The 19,789-nt window shown below is 60.1% G+C and carries 20 protein-coding genes; 8 read left to right on the forward strand and 12 right to left on the reverse strand.

Annotation, left to right across the window (positions count from 1 at the left end; genetic code table 11):
• The gene (locus tag V6Z53_RS12180; RefSeq protein WP_338585752.1) at window positions 1-1,698 is read right to left on the reverse strand and encodes a copper resistance system multicopper oxidase; all 1,698 of its coding nucleotides are present in this window, start codon (window positions 1,696-1,698) and stop codon (window positions 1-3) included.
• A 107-nt stretch (window positions 1,699-1,805) separates the two neighbouring features.
• Window positions 1,806-2,510 (reverse strand): murein L,D-transpeptidase catalytic domain family protein, encoded by a 705-nt coding sequence (locus V6Z53_RS12185; RefSeq protein WP_338585754.1) that lies wholly within the window; start codon window positions 2,508-2,510, stop codon window positions 1,806-1,808.
• Window positions 2,511-2,594: 84 nt separating this feature from the next.
• On the opposite strand from V6Z53_RS12185, the gene V6Z53_RS12190 reads away from it, so the two are divergent.
• Together V6Z53_RS12190 and V6Z53_RS12195 are read left to right on the forward strand one after the other, a co-directional pair.
• Window positions 2,595-4,346: a L,D-transpeptidase family protein gene (locus tag V6Z53_RS12190; RefSeq protein ID WP_338585755.1), complete on the forward strand. Its 1,752-nt coding sequence runs from the start codon at window positions 2,595-2,597 to the stop codon at window positions 4,344-4,346.
• Between the two features lie 95 nt (window positions 4,347-4,441).
• A complete protein-coding gene (locus V6Z53_RS12195; RefSeq protein WP_338585756.1) occupies window positions 4,442-5,230 on the forward strand; it encodes a lipopolysaccharide biosynthesis protein in 789 nt (262 codons plus the stop codon).
• A 3-nt stretch (window positions 5,231-5,233) separates the two neighbouring features.
• Here V6Z53_RS12195 and V6Z53_RS12200 read toward each other — a convergent pair whose 3' ends face one another.
• Complete coding sequence (locus tag V6Z53_RS12200) at window positions 5,234-6,076, reverse strand: LysR substrate-binding domain-containing protein (RefSeq protein WP_338585757.1); 843 nt, start codon at window positions 6,074-6,076, stop codon at window positions 5,234-5,236.
• Between the two features lie 109 nt (window positions 6,077-6,185).
• Here V6Z53_RS12200 and V6Z53_RS12205 point away from each other — a divergent pair, with 109 nt between their 5' ends.
• From V6Z53_RS12205 to V6Z53_RS12215, 3 genes are all read left to right on the forward strand, one after another.
• Window positions 6,186-6,890, forward strand: a complete 705-nt coding sequence (locus V6Z53_RS12205) for a haloacid dehalogenase type II (protein ID WP_338585759.1) — start codon at window positions 6,186-6,188, stop codon at window positions 6,888-6,890.
• A gap of 17 nt (window positions 6,891-6,907) precedes the next feature.
• Window positions 6,908-7,684 (forward strand): aldolase, encoded by a 777-nt coding sequence (locus tag V6Z53_RS12210; protein ID WP_338585760.1) that lies wholly within the window; start codon window positions 6,908-6,910, stop codon window positions 7,682-7,684.
• A gap of 120 nt (window positions 7,685-7,804) precedes the next feature.
• Window positions 7,805-9,376: a diguanylate cyclase gene (locus V6Z53_RS12215; RefSeq protein WP_338585761.1), complete on the forward strand. Its 1,572-nt coding sequence runs from the start codon at window positions 7,805-7,807 to the stop codon at window positions 9,374-9,376.
• 154 nt (window positions 9,377-9,530) lie between these two features.
• Here the strand turns inward: V6Z53_RS12215 and V6Z53_RS12220 are convergent, their stop codons facing one another.
• Entirely contained in the window at window positions 9,531-9,842 is a 312-nt protein-coding gene (locus V6Z53_RS12220; RefSeq protein ID WP_338585762.1) for a hypothetical protein, read from the reverse strand.
• Window positions 9,843-10,017: 175 nt separating this feature from the next.
• Here V6Z53_RS12220 and V6Z53_RS12225 point away from each other — a divergent pair, with 175 nt between their 5' ends.
• Together V6Z53_RS12225 and V6Z53_RS12230 are read left to right on the forward strand one after the other, a co-directional pair.
• Window positions 10,018-10,812, forward strand: a complete 795-nt coding sequence (locus V6Z53_RS12225) for an exodeoxyribonuclease III (RefSeq protein WP_338585763.1) — start codon at window positions 10,018-10,020, stop codon at window positions 10,810-10,812.
• Window positions 10,813-10,924: 112 nt separating this feature from the next.
• Window positions 10,925-11,752 carry an arylamine N-acetyltransferase gene (locus V6Z53_RS12230; protein ID WP_338585764.1) on the forward strand — a complete coding sequence of 276 codons (828 nt, stop codon included), beginning with the start codon at window positions 10,925-10,927 and terminating at the stop codon, window positions 11,750-11,752.
• 62 nt (window positions 11,753-11,814) lie between these two features.
• Here V6Z53_RS12230 and V6Z53_RS12235 read toward each other — a convergent pair whose 3' ends face one another.
• Together V6Z53_RS12235 and V6Z53_RS12240 are read right to left on the reverse strand one after the other, a co-directional pair.
• Window positions 11,815-12,141: a BrnA antitoxin family protein gene (locus tag V6Z53_RS12235; protein WP_338585765.1), complete on the reverse strand. Its 327-nt coding sequence runs from the start codon at window positions 12,139-12,141 to the stop codon at window positions 11,815-11,817.
• 3 nt (window positions 12,142-12,144) lie between these two features.
• Complete coding sequence (locus V6Z53_RS12240) at window positions 12,145-12,426, reverse strand: BrnT family toxin (protein WP_338585766.1); 282 nt, start codon at window positions 12,424-12,426, stop codon at window positions 12,145-12,147.
• A 255-nt stretch (window positions 12,427-12,681) separates the two neighbouring features.
• On the opposite strand from V6Z53_RS12240, the gene V6Z53_RS12245 reads away from it, so the two are divergent.
• Window positions 12,682-14,199, forward strand: a complete 1,518-nt coding sequence (locus V6Z53_RS12245; RefSeq protein WP_338585767.1) for a nucleobase:cation symporter-2 family protein — start codon at window positions 12,682-12,684, stop codon at window positions 14,197-14,199.
• A gap of 68 nt (window positions 14,200-14,267) precedes the next feature.
• Here the strand turns inward: V6Z53_RS12245 and V6Z53_RS12250 are convergent, their stop codons facing one another.
• Genes V6Z53_RS12250 through V6Z53_RS12275 form a run of 6 tightly spaced genes read right to left on the reverse strand, consistent with a single transcriptional unit; the run spans window position 14,268 to window position 19,722 of the window.
• On the reverse strand, window positions 14,268-15,500 hold the full coding sequence (locus V6Z53_RS12250; protein ID WP_338585768.1) for a dienelactone hydrolase family protein: 1,233 nt from the start codon (window positions 15,498-15,500) through the stop codon (window positions 14,268-14,270).
• A 27-nt stretch (window positions 15,501-15,527) separates the two neighbouring features.
• Complete coding sequence (locus V6Z53_RS12255; protein ID WP_338585769.1) at window positions 15,528-16,316, reverse strand: SDR family oxidoreductase; 789 nt, start codon at window positions 16,314-16,316, stop codon at window positions 15,528-15,530.
• Complete coding sequence (locus V6Z53_RS12260; RefSeq protein ID WP_338585771.1) at window positions 16,313-16,906, reverse strand: cysteine hydrolase; 594 nt, start codon at window positions 16,904-16,906, stop codon at window positions 16,313-16,315. The genes V6Z53_RS12255 and V6Z53_RS12260 overlap by 4 nt, the downstream gene beginning before the upstream one ends.
• A complete protein-coding gene (locus tag V6Z53_RS12265) occupies window positions 16,906-17,439 on the reverse strand; it encodes an aromatic-ring-hydroxylating dioxygenase subunit beta (protein WP_338585772.1) in 534 nt (177 codons plus the stop codon). Before V6Z53_RS12265 ends, V6Z53_RS12260 begins: the two co-directional genes overlap by 1 nt.
• Window positions 17,429-18,760 (reverse strand): aromatic ring-hydroxylating dioxygenase subunit alpha, encoded by a 1,332-nt coding sequence (locus V6Z53_RS12270; RefSeq protein WP_338585774.1) that lies wholly within the window; start codon window positions 18,758-18,760, stop codon window positions 17,429-17,431. Before V6Z53_RS12270 ends, V6Z53_RS12265 begins: the two co-directional genes overlap by 11 nt.
• A gap of 17 nt (window positions 18,761-18,777) precedes the next feature.
• On the reverse strand, window positions 18,778-19,722 hold the full coding sequence (locus V6Z53_RS12275) for a PDR/VanB family oxidoreductase (protein ID WP_338585775.1): 945 nt from the start codon (window positions 19,720-19,722) through the stop codon (window positions 18,778-18,780).
• Window positions 19,723-19,789: the final 67 nt, after the last annotated feature.

Below are 19,789 nucleotides of genomic sequence, written 5' to 3' on the forward strand. Positions count from 1 at the left end.
TCATTCTTCCACGCGAACTTCACGGAACATGCCCATTTCCATGTGGTACAGGAGATGGCAGTGATAGGCCCAGCGACCGAGCGCGTCGGCGGTAACCCGATAACTGCGGCGCGAGCCCGGTGGCATGTCGATGGTGTGTTTGCGCACCATGAAGTCGCCGTTCTCGTCTTCGAGATCGCTCCACATGCCGTGCAGATGAATGGGGTGCGTCATCATCGTGTCGTTCACCAGCACCACGCGGACGCGCTCGCCATACTTGAGGCGCAGCGGCTCGGCGTCGGAGAACTTAATGCCGTTGAACGACCAGGCGAATTTCTCCATGTGGCCGGTGAGGTGCAGTTCGAGTGTGCGGCCCGGTTCGCGACCGTCCGGGTCGTCGAAGGTGCTGCGCAGGTCGGAGTAGGTCAGAACTCGGCGGCCGTTGTTGCGCAGGCCGAGGCCGGGGTCGTCGAGTTTGGGTGAGGTGGACATGGCTTGCATGTCTACCAGCGGGTTGTCGTTTTCCGAATCGGGATGGGACTGCATGCCGGGCATGGTCATGTTGCTATGGTCCATGCCGGCCATGCTGCCGTGATCCATGCCGCCCATACCCATGTCATCCATGGTGACCAGCGGACGCGGGTCCAGCGGTGGCACTGGCGCCGACAATCCGGATCCCAACGCGAGAGTGCCGCGGGCATAACCGGTGCGGTCCATCGTTTGGGCGAACAGGGTGTAAGCCGCTTCACTAGGCTCGACAATCACGTCGAAGGTTTCCGCCACGGCGATTCGGAATTCGTCGACGCTCACCGGTTTGACGTGCAGGCCATCGGCGGCGACCACGGTCATTTTCAGGCCCGGAATGCGCACATCGAAGTAAGTCATGGCCGAGCCGTTGATGAAGCGCAGACGCAGCTTTTCACCGGGGCGGAACACGCCGGTCCAGTTGGCGTCCGGCGCCTGGCCGTTCATCAAGTAGGTGTAGGTGGCGCCGCTGACATCGGCCAGGTCGGTGGGATTCATCTTCATTTCTGCCCACATCTTGCGATCAGCCACTGTCGCGCCCCAGCCTTTCTCGCTGACGTCGTCGATGAAATCGCCCACGGTGCGCTTGTTGTAGTTGTAGTAATCGGACTGTTTTTTCAGGGTCTTCATCAGGCTGGCCGGATCTTCGTCGGTCCAGTCGGTGAGCATCACCACGTACTCGCGGTCGTACTGGAACGGCTCCGGTTCCCTGGCGTCGATCACCAGCGGCCCGTAGACGCCGGCCTGTTCCTGCAACCCCGAATGGCTGTGATACCAGTAGGTGCCGTTTTGCCGGACCTTGAATTGGTAGACGTACTGGCCGCCCGGCTCGATGCCTTGGAAACTCAAGCCCGGAACACCGTCCATGTTTGCCGGCAGCAGAATGCCGTGCCAGTGAATGGAGGTGCTGTCCTTGAGTGCGTTCTTTACCCGCAGCGTGACGGTGTCACCTTCGCGCCAGCGCAGGAGCGGGCCGGGAAGGCTGCCATTGATGGTCATCGCAGTGCGTGGTTTACCGGTGAAGTTGACCGGGGTTTCACCGATGAACAGCTCGAAGTCGCTGCCCGTCAGCACTTGCGGTTGGCCGGGGCTGTTGACGGCCCAGACCGGCGGTCGCCATAACCCGAGGCCGCCCAGCAAGCCGCCGGCGGCCAGGCCTTTGACGAAGGTGCGTCGTGAAGTGTTGGAGTGCATGCCGATTATCCCGTCCGTCAGCCTGGTGAACTTGTCGACGAGGCTAACGGGCGGTGGCTTTCAGCAGGCTGAGGCGGGGATTACAGTTTTGACAGGTAGGGCGGTGATTACTGGCGTTTAGTAGGCTTATCGGACGACGCCACGGTGCCGCCACCGCAATTAATGTACGAAGACGACTTCAGCCAGCGCTGATCCGGATAGTAGGAAAACAGCAGTTGGCCATCCTTCATCGAGTCGATCAGGCGATGAGCAATCGCCGGCCGGACCGCCGGGCAGCCGAGGCTTCTGCCGATACGGCCGTTGGCGCGGGCGAGGACGGGACTGACGTACGGTGCACCGTGAATGACGATTGCCCGGTCAAAAGCGTTATCGTTGAAGCCCGGCTCCAGGCCTTCCATGCGCAATGAATAGCCGTTCTGGCCGCGGTAGCTTTCTTGCGTGCGGAACAAACCGATACTGGTGGCGAAACTTTCGTTCTGGTTGGAGAACCAGGTGGCCATGTTTTCGCCGCTGTTGCGGCCATGGGCGACGAGTTCGTGAAAGAGCAATTTGCGCTTTTTCAGGTCGAAAACCCACAGCCGTTGTTCAGTCGAGGGCAGGGAATAATCGATCACTGCTAGTCTCTGTGCCGGGACTGCGCCTTGGGCGCGAGTGCACTGGGTGGCGCGTACAGCCAGGGCGATGACTTTTGCATTGGCTTTTGGAGCGGCTTTGGCCAGCGCGACTTCCAGCGAATCGGCGTACGCTGCGGGTATGCAGACCGACGTCAACAGCAGCGCTGTAAGTAGAAAGCCAAAGCGTTGTAACGGCATAAGGTAAGTCTCATCAGGAATATATCGAGTCTAGCAGCGAGTGGAACGCTAGCCTTTTGATTTGCGGGAGATTAAGGATTATCCATGGGGCAATTAACAAGGTTATTCGTCATAAGCCGCGTATTTTTTATGGTCTTTCTGATCAGCGGCACTGCTTTTGGTGAAAGTTCGCCGATTGTGCCGGTATCTCCTGAAACGACCGTTTTGTCGGCAGCGCCAGATGATGTCGTGGGCCAGGCGATCCAGGCAGTACTGGAACCGCTGAAATCGGCGTTTCCACCGTTGCTCACTGCGCGCAAGCATCAGCGGGTGGATATCAGCCGGGTGGTCATGGATTTTTACTCGCACCGTAATTATCGCGCGGCGTGGACCAACGGACGCGATGTCACCCAGTTGCTCAAAAGCCTGAATGACACGCAAATCGATGGCCTGATCCCTGAGGACTATCGGATTGACGAACTGGCCCAGGCGCAATTGGCGATGCAGGCCACCGCGCCGACACCGACGCAATCGGCAGCCTTCGATATCGCGCTGACCCGCACCTACATCACTGCGCTGCTGCAATTAAGACGCGGCAAAGTCGATCCGTCGCGACTGGATTTTCATTGGAATTTCGACCCGGTCGGCGTTGACCCCCGTGAGGACGTGAACAGTTTCTTTACCGCGCTCGACGATCACGACGTGGCACGCGGGTTCGCTCAGGCACCGCCGCAGGAAGCGGTTTACCGCAGCATGCGAGAGGCTTTGGCGCAGTTGCGTCAGGTGCGCGATGCCGGCGGTTGGCCGAAAGTTACCGAAGGGCAGTCGCTCAAGCCGGGAATGACCGGGACGGCGGTTGTGCAATTGCGTGCCCGTTTGACGGCCGGTGGCTATCTGGTCACTTCAAATAGCAAACGAAACGATTACGACGACAGTGTCATCGCGGCAGTGAAGAAGTATCAGACCGAGCAATACCTTGGCGCGGATGGCGTGGCGGGCGCGGCTACTCTGGCGGCGTTGAATGTGCCCGTTGAAGCGCGGATCGACCAGGTCCGGGTGAACATGGAGCGGGCGCGTTGGCTGCTTTACAAACTCCAGGGCACTTTTGTCGTGGTCGACATCGCCGGGTACAAGGTTGCGCTGTATCGCGACGGTCAGCCGATCTGGCGTTCCCGGGTGCAGGTCGGCAAGCCGTTTCGCAGTACGCCGGTGTTTCAGTCCGAAATTACCTACATCACCTTCAACCCCACCTGGACCGTGCCGCCGACGATTCTGGTCAAGGACATGCTGCCCAAGATTCAACAGAACCCGGACTACCTGGCCGCCAACCGGATCAGAGCCCTGGACCGCGAAGGACATGTGCTCGATCCATCGGGCATCGACTGGTACAACGCGCGCGGCATCACGCTGCGTCAGGATGCCGGCCCCGAGAACTCGTTAGGTCAGGTGGTCATTCGTTTCCCCAACGACTATGCGATTTATCTGCACGACACGCCGCACCGCGAGTTGTTCGCCAAGTCCATGCGCGCCACCAGTTCCGGGTGCATCCGGGTAGAAAATCCGCTGCAGTTAGTCGAGCTGTTGTTCAACGACCCGGTGCGCTGGAACAGCGAGGGCATTCAAAAGCAGTTGGCCAATGGCAAGACCGAAAACATCAAACTTCCGGTCAAGATTCCGGTGCTGCTGGCATACTGGACAGTCGACTTGAGCAAAGAGGGGCGGGTGACGTTCAAGCCTGACGTTTACGGCTACGATTCTCCGGTACTGCGACAGTTGAACTTGCCTTCAAAACTGCCCGCATTGGAATTGCCGGGGGGAGAAAGCACGCTGGTCGTAACAGGACAGAGCAAACCATAGCAAGGGAGAGGCGGAATGCGTTTTCAGAGCAAAACTATTGTTCTGGAAACGGGTCAGAGATCATCGATCGACCGACATGGATAGGGAATTCATTAATGGATGTTGCGCAGAGAAAAGCACCACTCACTACCGGGCCACTTCAAGTGCGAGACCTGGATGATTGTCGCAACTCTCAAAAAGGTTCAGTGCTGATCATTGCCTCGGGGGCTTCCGCCAAAGACTTTCCGCTGCACAAGTACGCAGACGTTCCAATGATTACCATGAACGGTGCCATTTCGAAATTTATCGGGACAGGCATCAGTCCGTTTTTTTATGTGTGCACCGATCAGGGTTTTTCCGAGCAGCAACCCGAACTCTTTACAAGAGCCATGCACCTGAGTGAGCGAGTGGCGTTGTGGGAAAATCATATCTGGCACACTTCGTTCAAGCCTCAGGGGGATCTGTATTTTTTGAGGCGAGCACCCAGACTTTCCTGGCGTGACCTGTTCAGGACGGATAAAGAACTGGTGAGAAATCGCAAGATCGGCAATGGTCGCAACAAAACCCTTGGCTTCAGCAAGAACCTCAAACGCGGCTTTTTTGATGCGCGCACGGTGGCCTACCTGGCCATACAGCTTGCCTATCACTTGGGGTTTACCAAGGTGTTTCTGGTCGGTGTCGATCTGGACCCATCGGTGAGTCGCTTTTACGAAACACCCGGGACGTTCATTTCTCCCTGCGTACTCGACGATCATTTTCAAACGAGAATCCTGCCGTCTTTCGCGATCCTGGCGAAAAGCGTCGTGAATGCGGATTTTCGGGTTTACAACGTGTCCCATACTTCGAAGATTCCTGTCGAACTCGTCCCACGCGTGACGCTGGATGAACTCGAGCGGCTGATCTGACAATCAATCCTGGCTCAACTCCACCCGCAGAAACTCCACCAACGCCCGTTGCAACCCGCTCAGTGCGCCCTCGCGGCTGATCAGTGCCACCTCTGTGGGTGGCAATGGCGGCAGGTCGGTACAAATGCGGTGCTCGGGCAGCACCGCCGAAGCAGGTAACACCGAAACGCCCAGTCCGCAGGCCACCGCCGCTTGAATGCCGGTCAGGCTGTGACTGCCAAACGCGACCCGCCACGGCCTTTGCGCCACGTCCAGCAGGCGGATGGCCCTTTGTCGATAAATGCAGCCTTGAGGAAACAGCGCCAGCGGCAACACGCCGTTGGCCGGGGCGGTCTGTGCACCTTTGACCCACACCAGCGCTTCCGGCCATGCGGCCCAACACGGGCCGCTGTCCGGCTCGCGTTTGACCAGCGCAATGTCGATGTCACCGCTGGCGAGTTTCTGCTTGAGGTCGGTACTCATGCCGCTGACGGTCTCCAGGCGTGCCTGGGGTTTTTCGCGGTTGAAGCCGGCGAGGATCATCGCCATGCGCCGGGCGTCGAAATCTTCCGGCACGCCGATGCGCAGAATTTCCAGGTCGACGTCGCTGGCCAGCGCTTCTACGGCCTCCGAGGACAACGCCAGCAAGCGACGCGCATAGTGAATCAGCATTTCGCCGTGCTCGGTGAGGCTGATGTTTTGCCCCGTGCGATCGCGCATCAGCAATGAATGCCCGACCAGTTCTTCGAGTTTGCGCACCTGTTGGCTCACGGTGGATTGAGTCCGGTGCACGCGCTCGGCCGCGCGGGTAAAGCTGCCTTCATCGACCACACAGACGAAGGTTTTGAGCAGTTCGAGATCGAGCATCGCGGGCACCTTTGATATTCGTTTTGCAACTGACGATTCTGTACTAATTTAATTTCACACTATCACTGTTGAGGCTTAACCTGAAAGCCACCCTTCAGAGGATTCCGCCATGACCCTTAAAAACACCCCGCGCCCCGAATGGCTGACCTTCGATTGCTACGGCACGCTGATTCAATGGGATGAAGGTTTGAAAGCCGTGGTGGCCGAGATTTTGCGCGAAAAGGGCGAGCACAGCGTGGAGGTCGAGCGCCTGATCGAGGTCTACGACCGGCACGAGCATCGGCTGGAGCAGATTCCGCCGCATCGCTCGTTCCGTCAGTTGAGCACCCTGGGTTTGCATCTGGCTCTGGAAGAGCTTGGCCTGGCCAGCGCGCCTGAAGACAGTCAGCGCCTGGCCGCGGCGATTCCGCGGATGCCGCCGTTTCCCGAAGTAATCGCGACCCTCGCGCAACTCAAGGAAATGGGCTTCAAGCTGTGCATCGTCTCCAACACCGATGACGACATCATTGCCGGCAATGTCGCGCAACTGGGCGGGCATATCGACCGGGTCATCACGGCCCAACAGGCCGGCGCCTACAAACCCGATCCGCGATTGTTCGACTATGCGCACGAACAACTCGGCGTCACCCGCGACCAAGTGGTGCATATCTGCGCCAGCCCGACACTGGACCACACCGCCGCCCGGGACATGCACTTTCGTTGTGTATGGATCGACCGTGGCACCGGTCGGCAATTGCTGCCGGATTACCGGCCCGATGCGATATTGAACACACTGGATCAGGTCGTGCCCTTGTTCACGTCCCTTGGCTGGTAAACCCCGGAGGCATCGCCATGGCTCACACCCTTGCAGGCAGTTCCCGTCCCTCGATTTATTCCGGTCTCGACCTGGATTCGCCTGATGTCATCACCGCTCGCACGGAGTTGGCGGCGTGTTTTCAACTCGCGGCGCTTCATGGTCTGGAGGAAGGCATCTGCAATCATTTTTCGGCCATGGTGCCGGGGCGCGATGATCTGTTTTTTGTGAACCCCTACGGCTACGCCTTCGAAGAGGTCACGGCTGACAAGCTGCTGGTCTGCGATTTCCACGGCCATGTGGTCCAGGGCGAAGGTCGGCCGGAAGCGACGGCGTTCTATATTCACGCGCGGCTTCATAAACAGTTGCCGCGCGTGAAAGTGGCGTTCCACACGCACATGCCGCACGCCACTGCGCTTTGCCTGCTGCAAGGTCCACCGCTGTTGTGGCTGGGGCAGACGGCGTTCAAGTTTTACGGTCGCACGGCGGTGGACGAACACTACAACGGCCTGGCGCTGGATGAGTCCGAAGGCGATCGTATTGCCAGTGTAATGGGCAACGCCGACATCCTGTTCTTGAAGAATCACGGGGTGATCGTGGCCGGTCCCACCATCGCCGAAGCCTGGGACGATCTGTATTACCTGGAGCGTGCCGCCCAGGTCCAGTTGATGGCAATGGCGACCCAGCGGGAGCTTCTGCCCGTGCCCCATGACATCGCCCAGCGCGCCTATGAGCAAATGCGCCTGGGTGATGCCGAAAGTGCACGGGCGCATCTGCACAGTGCGATGCGGCGGTTGCAGCGTTCTGACGGGTGAGGCGGATGGCGACCACGTGACATATGGCTGCCATTTGTTGGTAGTAACCCCGTAGACTTGGCGCACAAAACCAGGGGATTTGGGCCGCCGCCCATGCCTTGCCCTTTCAGGACGCGCTTTTTGCCAACACGCCAGTACGACCCCCACCACGCCCCAGGCGTCGCATTGAAACGCATACCGTTGCGCAAGGCAGCGGTATTGTTCATTGCCACGGTGTGCTTGTGCCTGTGCGCGTTGCTTTATCTGCAACTGGAGCAATCCCGGCGGCATGCCTTGAGCCAGGCCCAGGTCGCCTCGTCGAACCTGACGCGGGCCATGGCGCAGCAAGCCGAAGACACGTTCATGCAGGCCGATCTGGTGCTGACCAGTCTGGTGGACTGGATTCAGGTCGATGGATTCGCTCCCTCCCTGAGAGCTCGCTTGCAGAGTACTTTCGCCCGACGGGTGCAGGCGCTGAGTCAATTGCACGGCATCCTGCTGTTCGACCAGAAAGGCCAGTGGGTCGTGACCTCATTCGAGAATCTGCCTCGGGGACCGGGCGTGGCAGACCGCGAGTACTTCAAGTTTCACCAGCAAAACGTGTCGTCCGTGGCGCACATCGGCCCGGCGATTCGCAGCCGGGAAAATGGCGAGTGGATCATTCCGGTTTCCAAACGGGTGAACGACAAGAACGGCCAGTTCCAGGGCGTGTTGCTGGCCGGGATCAAAATGTCTTACTTCGACCAATTCTTTAAAAGCTTCGACATCGACGACAACGGCTCGATGTTCCTTGGCTTGACCGATGGAACGCTCCTGGCGCGCCGGCCATTCATGGAGTCGCAGATCGGCACGTCGTTGGCCCAGGGCGAAATCTTTCAGAACCTGCTGCCGCGAGCGCCATCGGGCAACGCGATCTTCACCTCGGTGGTCGATGGCGTTGTCCGTTTGTATGGCTACCGGCAGCTGGAAGCTTACCCGCTGGTGGTCTCGGCGGCATCGTCCCGGGATTCGATTCTGGCGCAATGGTACGACACGGCGTTTCGTTCCAGTGCCATCGTCGCGCTGGTGATGCTCGGCGTGGGCCTGTTCGGCTGGGTATTCATCCGACAGGTGCGCGTTGGCGAACGGGTCGAGGCGGATCTGCGCAAGGCCCAGGAAGCGCTGGAGCTGATCGCCACCCACGACAGCCTGACCGGTCTGGCCAACCGGCGATTGTTCGAGCGGGCGCTGGATGTCGAGTTCGGACGTGGCGCACGCCAGCACAGTGCGCTGAGCCTGATCATGCTCGATATCGATTATTTCAAGTGCTACAACGACACGTATGGCCATGTCGTGGGGGATCACTGCCTGGCTGAGGTGGCGCGGGCGGTAAAAGCTTGCTGCCATCGCAAGGCCGACCTGGCGGTGCGTTACGGCGGCGAAGAGTTTGCGGTGTTGCTGCCCGATACCGACATTCACGGCGCCATGACGATCGCCGAACATATCCGCCGCAGCGTCATGGACAAGAACATCAGCCACAGCGGTTCGCCCACCGGATACGTCACGGTCAGCCTCGGCTGTTATTCGTTTATACCGACGGGGCGCGACAGCATGGAAGTGTTTATCCAGCGTGCGGACGCGGCGCTGTACCAGGCCAAGCATTCGGGGCGCAATCGCTCGGCCGTGCTGTCGATGGAGGGCGGCGTCCCGGCGCTAATGCGCTCGGATCGTTGAAGCGTTTCGCCCCGGTTGTATAACCCTCGAAACATCACAAACGGCCCGGCCGTCCGCCTGTCAAAAGTTGTCCTCACGCCTGCGGTCAAACAGATGTAAAACTCAGGCAGTGGAAGGCAGCCAACGATGCTCACCATCGGCTGCCTTTACGCGTTCAGCTGCCCGTCCCGCCGCCAGCGCCGCCGGTTCCACCACCCGCCGAACCGGTGCCGCCACCCGCGCCCGAGCCACTGTTGCCGCCTGCACCACCCGCGCTGCCGCTTGAAGATCCCGTCGCGCCGCCATCCCCGGCATTTCCGCCTGAAGGCGCAGCGGGGGTATTGTCGGGCGGCATGACAGGGCCGCTGGTTGCACCGGATTTGGTGCCCGTCGCATCAGCGCCATCGTTGGAGGCTGCGTAGGTGGCTAACGACGCCGTAGACAGCAATCCCGCCATCAGCAGTGAGGTAATTTTGATGTTCATCATGGTACGTCTCCAAAGGTGAGTCGTTACCTGATGTTGGTGTGAAGGGCGGGGTGGTTGGTGCCGGTTGGATGACGAGCGGTATATTTGCGGCAACCCATAAAACCCTGTGGCCGACGCAACCACGGGCGGGCACTGAGGTCACAGTTTTTACACGTCGCCAAACGGAACGGTGGTCATGAAAAAGCTGCGAATTGCGACCTTCAACGTCAACGGGATGCGTGCCCGGTTGCCGAACCTGCTGGCCTGGCTTGAACGCGAGAAACCGGACATCGCCTGTCTGCAGGAACTCAAATCGGTGGACAGCGCCTTTCCCGCCGCCGAGCTTGAGGCCATCGGCTACGGCGCGATCTGGCAGGGGCAGGCGTCGTGGAACGGGGTGGCGATTCTGGCGCGGGATGCGCAGCCACTGGAGAGTCGGCGAGGGTTGCCGGGGGATGAGGGCGACAGCCACAGTCGCTACATCGAAGCCGCCGTGCATGGCGTGCTGGTGGGTTGCCTGTACCTGCCCAATGGCAACCCGCAGCCGGGGCCGAAATTCGACTACAAACTGGCCTGGTTCGAGCGGCTGATCCGCCATGCGCAGACGTTGCAGGACAGCGATCACCCGGTGGTGCTGGCCGGCGATTACAATGTGGTTCCTACCGACCTGGACATCTACAACCCGCGCTCCTGGCTCAAGGACGCCTTGCTGCAACCCGAGAGCCGCGCGTGTTATCAACGTTTGCTGGATCAGGGCTGGACCGACTCACTGCGCCACTTGCATCCCGAGGATCGGCTCTACACCTTCTGGGATTATTTTCGTCAGCACTGGCAGAAAAATTCCGGGTTGCGCATCGATCACCTGTTGCTCAATCCGGCCTTGAGCCCTTACTTGCAGGACGCTGGTGTCGACGCCTGGGTGCGCAACGAACCGCATGCCAGCGACCATGCGCCAACCTGGATTCAACTGGATTCGCGCAAACGCCGTTGATTGTTTTCGCTGGGCCATTGGCTAAATCAATTGTCGTGCGCAACGGTTCATCCCTTATACATAGCGGCCATTGGCGGAACGATCCGCAGCCGCCGTGCAAAAGGACTGAACGATGAGCGAGCCACGCCTGACCGACCGTGCGCTGTACCTGCGGCGCCTGGGCTTCGATGCGCCTCCGGCGCCGACCCTGGAAACCTTGCAGCAGCTTCAATTGCGCCACACCGGTGCTTTCCCGTTTGAAAACCTCACCACACTGTCGGGCGAACCCGTGCTGATCGACTTGCCGTCGATCGAGCAGAAAGTCCTGCACAACGGGCGAGGCGGGTACTGCTACGAACTCAACTATCTGTACCTGATTTTGCTTCAGGAATTGGGATTCGACGCGCGTGGCATCAGCGGTCGCGTGGTCATGGGCCAGCCCGAAGGCGCATGGACCGCTCGCACCCATCGCTTGAGCCTGGTGACACTGGACGGCGTGCGCTACATCACCGACGTCGGCTTCGGCGGTATGGTGCCCACCGCGCCGCTGTTGCTCGACAGTCCTGCCGAGCAATTCACACCCCACGAACCCTATCGCATCGAACAGCACACGGACGGCTACACCCTCCGCGCCAGGGTCGGCGACGAGTGGCGAGCGATGTACATCTTCGATCTGCAACGCCAGGAAGACATCGATTACAGCGTCGGCAACTGGTACGTCTCGACTCATCCGGAATCATCGTTCGCCAAGCAGCTGATGGTGGCGCGGACCGGGGAAGGGTGGCGCCGTACGCTCAATAACGGCAGTTTTGCGATCCATCGCATAGGCCATGAGAGCGAACGCCGGCAGGTGGACGATGTGCCGCAATTGAGCGCCTTGCTGGAAAGCGAGTTCGGCATTCGGGTGCCGCCCCATGCGACCTTGATGCACACACTTGAACGCTTGATCAAACCGCAATAGAAACAGCATCGTGCACACAAAAAAGGGGCAGATTGAATCAATCTGCCCCTTTTTGCGTCAGTTCAGGGTTGTGCATCGGGTTCCATCACACGTTGAATTTCCCTGAGGGCCTCCAACAATTTTTTCTCCAGGTTTCTCAGTTCGGGAACCGTGACCCCCTTTTTGAGGTGCGCAGCGGAATTAGCCTCGGCGGCTTTGCCTTGGTCGGCCAGCAACGCCCGGCGCAGGGTGTTGTTGATTGCAGTCTGGTAGCCGTAGCCCTCACTTTCGGCCAGTGAGCGTGCCGCCTCGATGACGACATCATCGAGCATGATGGTGATGCGGGTCTTGCCTTTGCTGGAGGCCACCGCCCCGCGCTTGGCGTTACTGAAGTCGTACTCGTCTTTCATGGGTCAAGCCTCCAGATACTGGCGCCGCTCGTTTTTGCTGGCGAGGCGCGCTGAAATGATTCGAACGAAATTCGGGTCACGGTAGGTGTACGCGACGACCAGCAAACGCCCTTTGCCATCCAGCCCCAAGGTAATCCAGCGTTGTTCATCATGGTGATCGTCCTGAAAGGTCAGGGCGCGTTCGTCATGGAACACCGGTTCTGTCTCGGCGAAGCTGATCCCTTGGTGCTTGAGTTTGTTGGCTGCGTTCTTTGCCTTGTGATACTGAATTTCGAATGGCTTCATTATGCATACTTTATATGTATATGGAAGATGGCGATTTCGACCGATGGTCGCCAGGAATTCAAAAGACTAGCGGGCGGGGGAGAATGGCTCGCGAGGATGTATTTCAAGGTTTTAGGTGAGATTGCGCACGATGGCAGACGGTTTGCATGACCAACCGTTCATAATTTGACGAGCAAGTTGTATACAACTCTATAGACATTTGTCCTGAGTCTTGCATACAGTGTGCGCATAACAAAAACCAGGGAACCCCCTAACATGAAAACGCCCCATGTTTCACACCAACGGCCAGAAGATGAAAATCTTGGTATCGGCGCGAATATGGCTTACGGCCTGCAACATGTTCTGACCATGTACGGTGGCATCGTCGCGGTGCCTTTGATTATTGGTCAGGCGGCCGGCCTCTCGCCGGCGGACATTGGATTGTTGATTGCTGCTTCATTGTTTGCGGGGGGGCTGGCGACGTTGCTGCAAACCCTGGGTCTACCGTTTTTCGGTTGTCAGTTGCCGCTGGTACAGGGCGTGTCGTTTTCCGGCGTCGCGACCATGGTGGCGATTGTCAGTAGCGGTGGTGAGGGAGGGTTCCAGTCGATTCTGGGGGCGGTGATTGCGGCGTCCCTGATTGGATTGCTGATCACGCCGGTGTTCTCTCGAATCACCAAGTTCTTCCCACCGCTGGTCACGGGCATCGTGATCACCACCATCGGCCTGACGTTGATGCCGGTGGCCGCACGCTGGGCCATGGGCGGTAACAGCCATTCTCCAGAGTTCGGCAGCATGGCCAATATCGGCCTGGCCGCAATGACGCTGGTGCTGGTGCTGTTGCTGAGCAAGATCGGCAGCGCGACCATCTCGCGTCTATCGATCCTGCTGGCAATGGTCATCGGCACGATCGTCGCGGTGTTCCTGGGCATGGCGGACTTCTCATCCGTCAGCGAAGGTCCAATGTTCGGCTTCCCGACCCCGTTCCATTTCGGCATGCCGACCTTCCACTTCGCGGCAATCCTGTCGATGTGCATCGTGGTCATGGTGACGCTGGTGGAAACCTCGGCGGATATCCTGGCGGTCGGTGAAATCATCGAGACCAAGGTTGACTCCAAACGTCTGGGCAATGGCCTGCGCGCCGACATGCTGTCGAGCATGATCGCGCCGATCTTCGGCTCCTTTACCCAGAGTGCCTTCGCCCAGAACGTAGGGCTGGTGGCGGTAACCGGGATCAAGAGCCGTTACGTGGTTGCTACCGGCGGTCTGTTCCTGGTGCTCCTCGGCTTGCTGCCGTTCATGGGCCGGGTCATCGCGGCCGTGCCGACCTCCGTTCTCGGTGGCGCCGGTATCGTGTTGTTCGGCACCGTCGCGGCCAGCGGCATTCGTACGCTGTCGAAGGTCGACTACCGCAACAACGTCAACCTGATCATCGTGGCGACCTCGATCGGCTTCGGCATGATCCCGATCGCAGCGCCGAACTTCTACGATCACTTCCCAAGCTGGTTCGCCACGATTTTCCATTCCGGGATCAGTTCGTCGGCGATCATGGCGATCGTGCTCAACCTGACCTTCAACCACCTCACGGCCGGTAACTCCGACCAGCAGTCGGTGTTTGCGGCGGGCACCGAGCGGGTTCTGCGTTATCAGGATCTGGCAGCGCTGCGCGAAGGGGATTACTTCAGCGACGGCAAACTGCATGACTGTGATGGCAAGGAAATTCCGGTGGTTGAGGTGGACCACGGGCATGGCGAGCCACGGGCGGTGCATGCGAAAAGCAGTGAGCATGTCTGACGTTTAGATGAATGAAAAAAGGCCGATCTGTTGAATGACAGATCGGCCTTTTTGCATTCATGCAATCTCTATTGTTCGCTTTGCGTCCAGCGCCCCATCAACGTGTTGGACGGCAGTTGTTCATCCAACAGCTTTCTCGCCGTTTCCACGCCAGCCACCGGCAGCCCTTCAGGGTTCAACAAGCCAATCTGCACCAGCACACTGGCCTGATCCCAGTAGATATGTTCGTGGTACAGCTTGTCCCCCCGGAACTTGATCACGCCCAGCATCGGAATCTCGACGTATTTTCCGGTGGGAGCGACGTTGGGCAGCATCCAGTCGATTTCGGTGCTGTGGGTGAAGCACATGATGAATTCGTCGACGATCTGCAATGCGCCGATGGTGCGCGAGATCGGGATGAGCTTCATGTCCGGCGGGTTGCCGTGGACGAAATGGTGTTGGTAGAAGCGGCTGAGTTGCTTGGCGCCGACGCCGCCGGTCATGGTGGGAATATGGTTGACGTAGGGCTCGGCGACCATGGTCGCCATGGTGGCCGGTACGTCGCGGGTCTCGAACTCGTGGCGGATATGGTCTTCCCACAGGGCTGACAGGTTGAAGTGGGGGCCGATCTCGCGCTTGAGGGCGGCGATGCTGCGTTCATGGGCCATCAGCGAGGCCGGTTTGTCGTAGTGTGAACTCCCGGCCCGGGCGAAGGCGTGGTCGACGCCTGGGTACACGTAGATTTCGGCCTTGTCGTTGCCGGCCAGGTGTTGGCTGATCTGGGCGCGGGCACTGGCGTCGCAGTAACCATCGTTTTCGGCAAAATGCAGGACCAGGCGGCCCTTGAGGTTTTCCGATTCGTGCAGCAAATGTTCGATGCCCATGCCGTAGTAGCCGACGGCGCAGGCCACATCGGTGCGCGTGGCGGTCAGCCAGGCCAGCTTGCCGCCCATGCAGAAGCCGACATAACCCAGGCCCGCGCCTTCGACTTCAGGCAGTGCACGCAGGGCGTTGAAACTGGCGTCGATATCAGTGACGGCCTTGTCCACATCCAGGCGCTGGAACAGGTCGATGGCCGTCGCAAAATCGGCTTCGGTGTAGCCCAGATCAATGCCCGGCTGCAGGCGCCAGAACAGGTCAGGCACCAACGCCACATAGCCTTCCTCGGCATAGAAATCGGCCACGGCGCGCATGTTGGCGTTGATCCCGAAAATCTCCTGGCCGATCACTACCCCGGGGCCCTTGCCGCTGGCCGGCAGGGCCAGGTAACCGCTGAACGTGGCGTTGCTGTCCGTTGCCCGGATCTCAATCATCTTGCCCATGTCATCTACCTCATTCGGTTATCAGATTTATTGGCTGTCACGGTGTTGCTGGAACCACACCCGCGGCGACACACCGCGGTCTGGCCCGAGAATCGAAAAGCCGCCATCCACCGGCACGTCGACACCGGTCATCCAGCCGGCACCGGCACTGCACAGAAACGCCACCACGCTGCCGACCTCATGGCCCCGGCCGATGCGCCCGAGCGGATGAAAAGGCGCCCCGACCCGATCGGCCAGCTGCGGATCGTTGTCGCTGAACTCGGCGACGCTGGGTGACCAGGTCCAGGCCGGGGAAACGCTCAGCACTCGGACTTGCGCCGGAGCCAGGGTCATGGCCAGGTTTTTCGTCAGTTGCAGGATGCCGGCCTTGGACGCAGGGTAGAGCGCGCGCCCGGCCGCACCGAATTTGCCGCCGGTACTGCCGATGTTGATCACCACGCCACCGCTGGGCAGATGCACGGCGGCCTTCTGGGTAAAGATCGCCGCCGATACCAGATTGACGTTGAGGGTCTTCAGCCACTGCGCGCGATCCGACGCCAGTCCCTGATCGGCGTACAGGCACGCGTTGTTGACCAGAATGTCGAGCCTGCCGAAGCGGGCCAGCGTGGCAGCAATGCACGCGTCGATGTCTTCGTCGCGCTCCACATCGCAGGCGCAAAATCCGCAGTCCAGCGCTTGCGCCAACGCCTGGCCACTGTCGGCGTTGCGCCCCACCAGCATCACGCGGGCACCCTCAGCCAACAGCTGCCGAGCGATGTCCAGCCCCAGCCCTTGCGTGCTGCCAGTCACAATCGCCACTTTGCCTTCGAGCATCATGCCAAGTCCTCCAGAGCTTCGTTGACGTGACTGATACGGGCGATCAGCGCCATGCTCGCCAGCGAGGCCGCGTGTACGCCGCTGTCCGCGCTGGCGCAGGCATCGGCCGCAACCGTCACCTCGAAACCGCAATCCACCGCATGGCGCACGGTGCTTTCCACCACCGAATGAGTCGCTACGCCGGCGATCAACAAGTGCGAGGGATTGAATCGGCGCACCACGGTTTCCAGTGGTGAGCCATAAAACGCATTGATCCGGTTGTGGGTGACGACGAACTCGCGGCGGTTGTTCAGTGGCGTTAGGGCGCTGAAAAACTCCGCGCCCCAACTGCCTTCCCGGACCGCGCCAAGGGTGGCGACCGTGCGCAGGATCGGCGCGTTCTGGATCAGGTCGGCGTAGTCCGGTCGGAACGCCACTCGCACGTGGACGATCGGCCAGCCCTTGGCGCGTGCGCCGGCGAGCAATCGGCCGGCCGCATCAAGCAGCGCCGCACGCACGCTGTCATCAGCCCCCAGCCCGACCCGAATCTTGCCCTCGGGGTGCAACACGTCGTTCTGATAGTGCAGGGCGATCACCAGCGGCGTGTTCATCACACGAACACCTCAAGGTTGGCGAACACATCGTTGCAGTTGATGAGGTCCACGCGCTTGAGCTGGATCTGCCAGCCACCACCCTCCTGAGCGGCCAACTTATAGGTGTAGCGACCGGCGAGCTGGCGTTGTTCCAGGCGCCATTCGCTGTACTGGAAGCTCGCGCTGATCACCAGCAAGCCCTGGGCGTCGAGACCTTCGACCATGACGTTGCCGACCAGGTGCGCGGTTTGGGTCTGCGGTTGCTGCGACCAGTTGCGGGCGTTTTCCACCCGCCGGATCCGCACTTCGCGCAGCATGCGGTTTTCCCAGAACAGCGAGATATGGTCGAACGGGTTGGCTTGCTCGTGCTTGTGCGGCACCCAATACATGCCGGTGTCGGTGAACAGCTTGTCCCACTCCCAGAAACGCCGCTCATCCAGCAGTCGCGCTTCCTGATAAAGAAACTGTTCGATCTGGCGCAGGGTCTCGGCTGGCACCTGAGCGGGTGTTAACTGGCGGGTGTCGACGTCGATTCGGCGGTCAAGCAGCATGGGTGCTCTCCTTGGCAATCAGGGTGGCAGTCATGAACTGTTTCCAGGCGGCGAACTGGTTGCGCATCGGCAGTTCGCTGGTGCCGTTGGTGGAGACTGCGCCGTCTTCCAGCGGCGTATCGGTGCCGGCGTAGCGGTGCATGCTGATCCACTCGCCACCGCGGGTCATGTTGCCTTCCTGACAGCGAGCATAGACTTCGACGTCGTCGGGCATCACGTTCGAGGAGGGCGAATTGATGACGTTGGCGTAAGTCAGTGCGCGGTCGAACACGGCATCCGGAGCCCCCTTGCAGCGGAAGGTCTGGATCTCGACCATGGTCTGGTCCACGGCGATGGGGCGGATGACCCGGAATTGCATGAACACCGTGTGTGGCGAGCCGCTGCCGTAAATCACCGTGTTGTGGCGATTCATGCCCAGAATCTCCTTGGCACGCTGCTCGCCATAGGCCTGGCTCAGGCATTCGAAGTGGGCGCGGGAGACTTCGTCGCGCTCGGCGGCGGCCGGGTCGAAGATCGCTTCCATGTAGCCGTGGCCGTTGTGGTAAGCGCGCAGTTCGAGTTTTTCCCAGAAGTCGTAGGGTTCGCCGTTACCGTCCATGATCAGCAGTTCGAAGGGCATTTCACCGATGGCTTCGGCTTCGCCACGCGCCGCGTCAACCGACGATTCGTGGGTCACGCGGGCGTGCATGGTGTCGTGCAGGTTCTCGTAGAACACTTTCCAGTTCGAGCGTTGCTGCACACGGAAGATGCCGCCGGCCACCTCGACCTCGCCGACCGGCGAGCGGTCACAGAGGTTGTCGATGGAGGTGATGACGCCGCCCAAAAATGTTTTCAGATCCGGTCCGAACGCCGCCTGGCTGGCGAACACGAAGCCGCGATAGGTCTCAACGCGGGCGACGCTGACCATGGAAAAATCCGGGTGCTTGGGGTCATAGCAAGTGCCTTCGAAACCGCTCTTGAGCGGCGCCGACAGATGCTGGCCGTCGAGTTTGAAGGTCCAGGCGTGGTACGGGCAGCGGAAGAACTTGCCGACACTGCCGTCACCGTCGGCCACCAGTTTGGCGCCTTTGTGCGGGCAGCGGTTGTACAGCACGCTGACCTGCTGGTTGGCGCCGCGCACCATGATCACGTCCTGATCGCCAATGCGCGTGGTGTGATAGTCGCCGGGGTTCTTCACCTGGCTTTCATGGCCGACGTAGATCCAGGCGTTGCCGTAGATGCGCTCCATTTCCAGCTTGAACAGGGTCGGGTCGGTGTAGACGCTCTTGTGTACGCTGTCCTCGCGGATCAAGGCAGCGATTTGTTCGTTGGTCGGTATCACGGAATGTCCTCGGCTTGTCACAGATCGAGCACCAGCAGCGCGCTGCTGGCACGGGAGACACAGGTGCAGAAACTGCCGCTGGCGCGGTCGCGCTCCGACAGGCAGATGTCGCGGTGATCGGGCTGGCCGTCGATGACTTGGGCGACGCACACCCCGCAGTCACCCCGTCGGCAGTCGAACATCGGGTCCAGGCCGGCCTCGAGCATGGCCTCTAGCACGCTTTGCGCGGCGGCCACTTGCAGGTTCACGCCGCTTTCGCGCAGGTGCACCTCAAAGCCTTTGTCGCCAGCCACTTCCAGGGCGCCGCTGAACAGTTCGTAATGCAGGTGATCTTCTGCCCAACCCTGTTCGCGAGCGCAGGTCAGCACGCTGTTGAGCATGGCGGTCGGGCCGCAGATGTAGAGGTGCAGGCCGGGTCTTGGCGTGGCCAGGATCGCAGCGGCAGGAAAGCGTTTTTGCGGGTCGCCGCCGCTGATCCAGCAATGGTTGTCCAGGCAGGCGCGGGCCTCAGGCAGATAGGCCATCTGCGCTTCATCGCGACCGGCGTAGTGCAGGGTGAACGGCTTGCCCGCCGCGTGCAGCGACCGGGCCATGCCAAGCATCGGCGTGATGCCGATACCACCGGCGATCAGCAGGGCATGTTCGGTGTTTTCACGCAGTGGAAAGTGGTTGCGTGGCGCATCGGCCAGCAGTTCATCGCCGACCTTGAGTGAGTGCACCCAGCGCGATCCACCGCTACTTGCTTCTTCTAGCTGGACGGCGATTTCGTAGTGTTCACTGTCGGGCAGGTTGACCAGCGAATAGGCCCGGCGTTGAGCGCGACTGCCGGGAACATGCAGCTCGAGATGGGCTCCGGCAGTGAAGTCCGGCAGTGGCTGGGCATCGCTGGACACCAGCAGCACGCGGCGGATTCTGGGGGTCAGAGGATCAATTTGTTGGACCCTGAGCGAGAGGCTGGACATACGCAATTCCTGTCTGAATTCGTAGTCACTGTATGAAGCTTGAGAGGGTCAAAAAAGCCGCAAACGG

This window comes from Pseudomonas sp. MAG733B, assembly GCF_036884845.1.
GTDB lineage: Bacteria > Pseudomonadota > Gammaproteobacteria > Pseudomonadales > Pseudomonadaceae > Aquipseudomonas.

What these genes read in the sequence shown, in the direction of transcription:
- V6Z53_RS12180 (WP_338585752.1), bottom strand. Translation starts at nt 1,698, where the DNA reads ATGCACTCCAACACTTCACGACGCACCTTCGTCAAAGGCCTGGCCGCC.
- V6Z53_RS12185 (WP_338585754.1), bottom strand. Translation starts at nt 2,510, where the DNA reads ATGCCGTTACAACGCTTTGGCTTTCTACTTACAGCGCTGCTGTTGACG.
- V6Z53_RS12190 (WP_338585755.1), top strand. Translation starts at nt 2,595, where the DNA reads ATGGGGCAATTAACAAGGTTATTCGTCATAAGCCGCGTATTTTTTATG.
- V6Z53_RS12195 (WP_338585756.1), top strand. Translation starts at nt 4,442, where the DNA reads ATGGATGTTGCGCAGAGAAAAGCACCACTCACTACCGGGCCACTTCAA.
- V6Z53_RS12200 (WP_338585757.1), bottom strand. Translation starts at nt 6,076, where the DNA reads ATGCTCGATCTCGAACTGCTCAAAACCTTCGTCTGTGTGGTCGATGAA.
- V6Z53_RS12205 (WP_338585759.1), top strand. Translation starts at nt 6,186, where the DNA reads ATGACCCTTAAAAACACCCCGCGCCCCGAATGGCTGACCTTCGATTGC.
- V6Z53_RS12210 (WP_338585760.1), top strand. Translation starts at nt 6,908, where the DNA reads ATGGCTCACACCCTTGCAGGCAGTTCCCGTCCCTCGATTTATTCCGGT.
- V6Z53_RS12220 (WP_338585762.1), bottom strand. Translation starts at nt 9,842, where the DNA reads ATGATGAACATCAAAATTACCTCACTGCTGATGGCGGGATTGCTGTCT.
- V6Z53_RS12225 (WP_338585763.1), top strand. Translation starts at nt 10,018, where the DNA reads ATGAAAAAGCTGCGAATTGCGACCTTCAACGTCAACGGGATGCGTGCC.
- V6Z53_RS12230 (WP_338585764.1), top strand. Translation starts at nt 10,925, where the DNA reads ATGAGCGAGCCACGCCTGACCGACCGTGCGCTGTACCTGCGGCGCCTG.
- V6Z53_RS12235 (WP_338585765.1), bottom strand. Translation starts at nt 12,141, where the DNA reads ATGAAAGACGAGTACGACTTCAGTAACGCCAAGCGCGGGGCGGTGGCC.
- V6Z53_RS12240 (WP_338585766.1), bottom strand. Translation starts at nt 12,426, where the DNA reads ATGAAGCCATTCGAAATTCAGTATCACAAGGCAAAGAACGCAGCCAAC.
- V6Z53_RS12245 (WP_338585767.1), top strand. Translation starts at nt 12,682, where the DNA reads ATGAAAACGCCCCATGTTTCACACCAACGGCCAGAAGATGAAAATCTT.
- V6Z53_RS12250 (WP_338585768.1), bottom strand. Translation starts at nt 15,500, where the DNA reads ATGGGCAAGATGATTGAGATCCGGGCAACGGACAGCAACGCCACGTTC.
- V6Z53_RS12255 (WP_338585769.1), bottom strand. Translation starts at nt 16,316, where the DNA reads ATGATGCTCGAAGGCAAAGTGGCGATTGTGACTGGCAGCACGCAAGGG.
- V6Z53_RS12260 (WP_338585771.1), bottom strand. Translation starts at nt 16,906, where the DNA reads ATGAACACGCCGCTGGTGATCGCCCTGCACTATCAGAACGACGTGTTG.
- V6Z53_RS12265 (WP_338585772.1), bottom strand. Translation starts at nt 17,439, where the DNA reads ATGCTGCTTGACCGCCGAATCGACGTCGACACCCGCCAGTTAACACCC.
- V6Z53_RS12275 (WP_338585775.1), bottom strand. Translation starts at nt 19,722, where the DNA reads ATGTCCAGCCTCTCGCTCAGGGTCCAACAAATTGATCCTCTGACCCCC.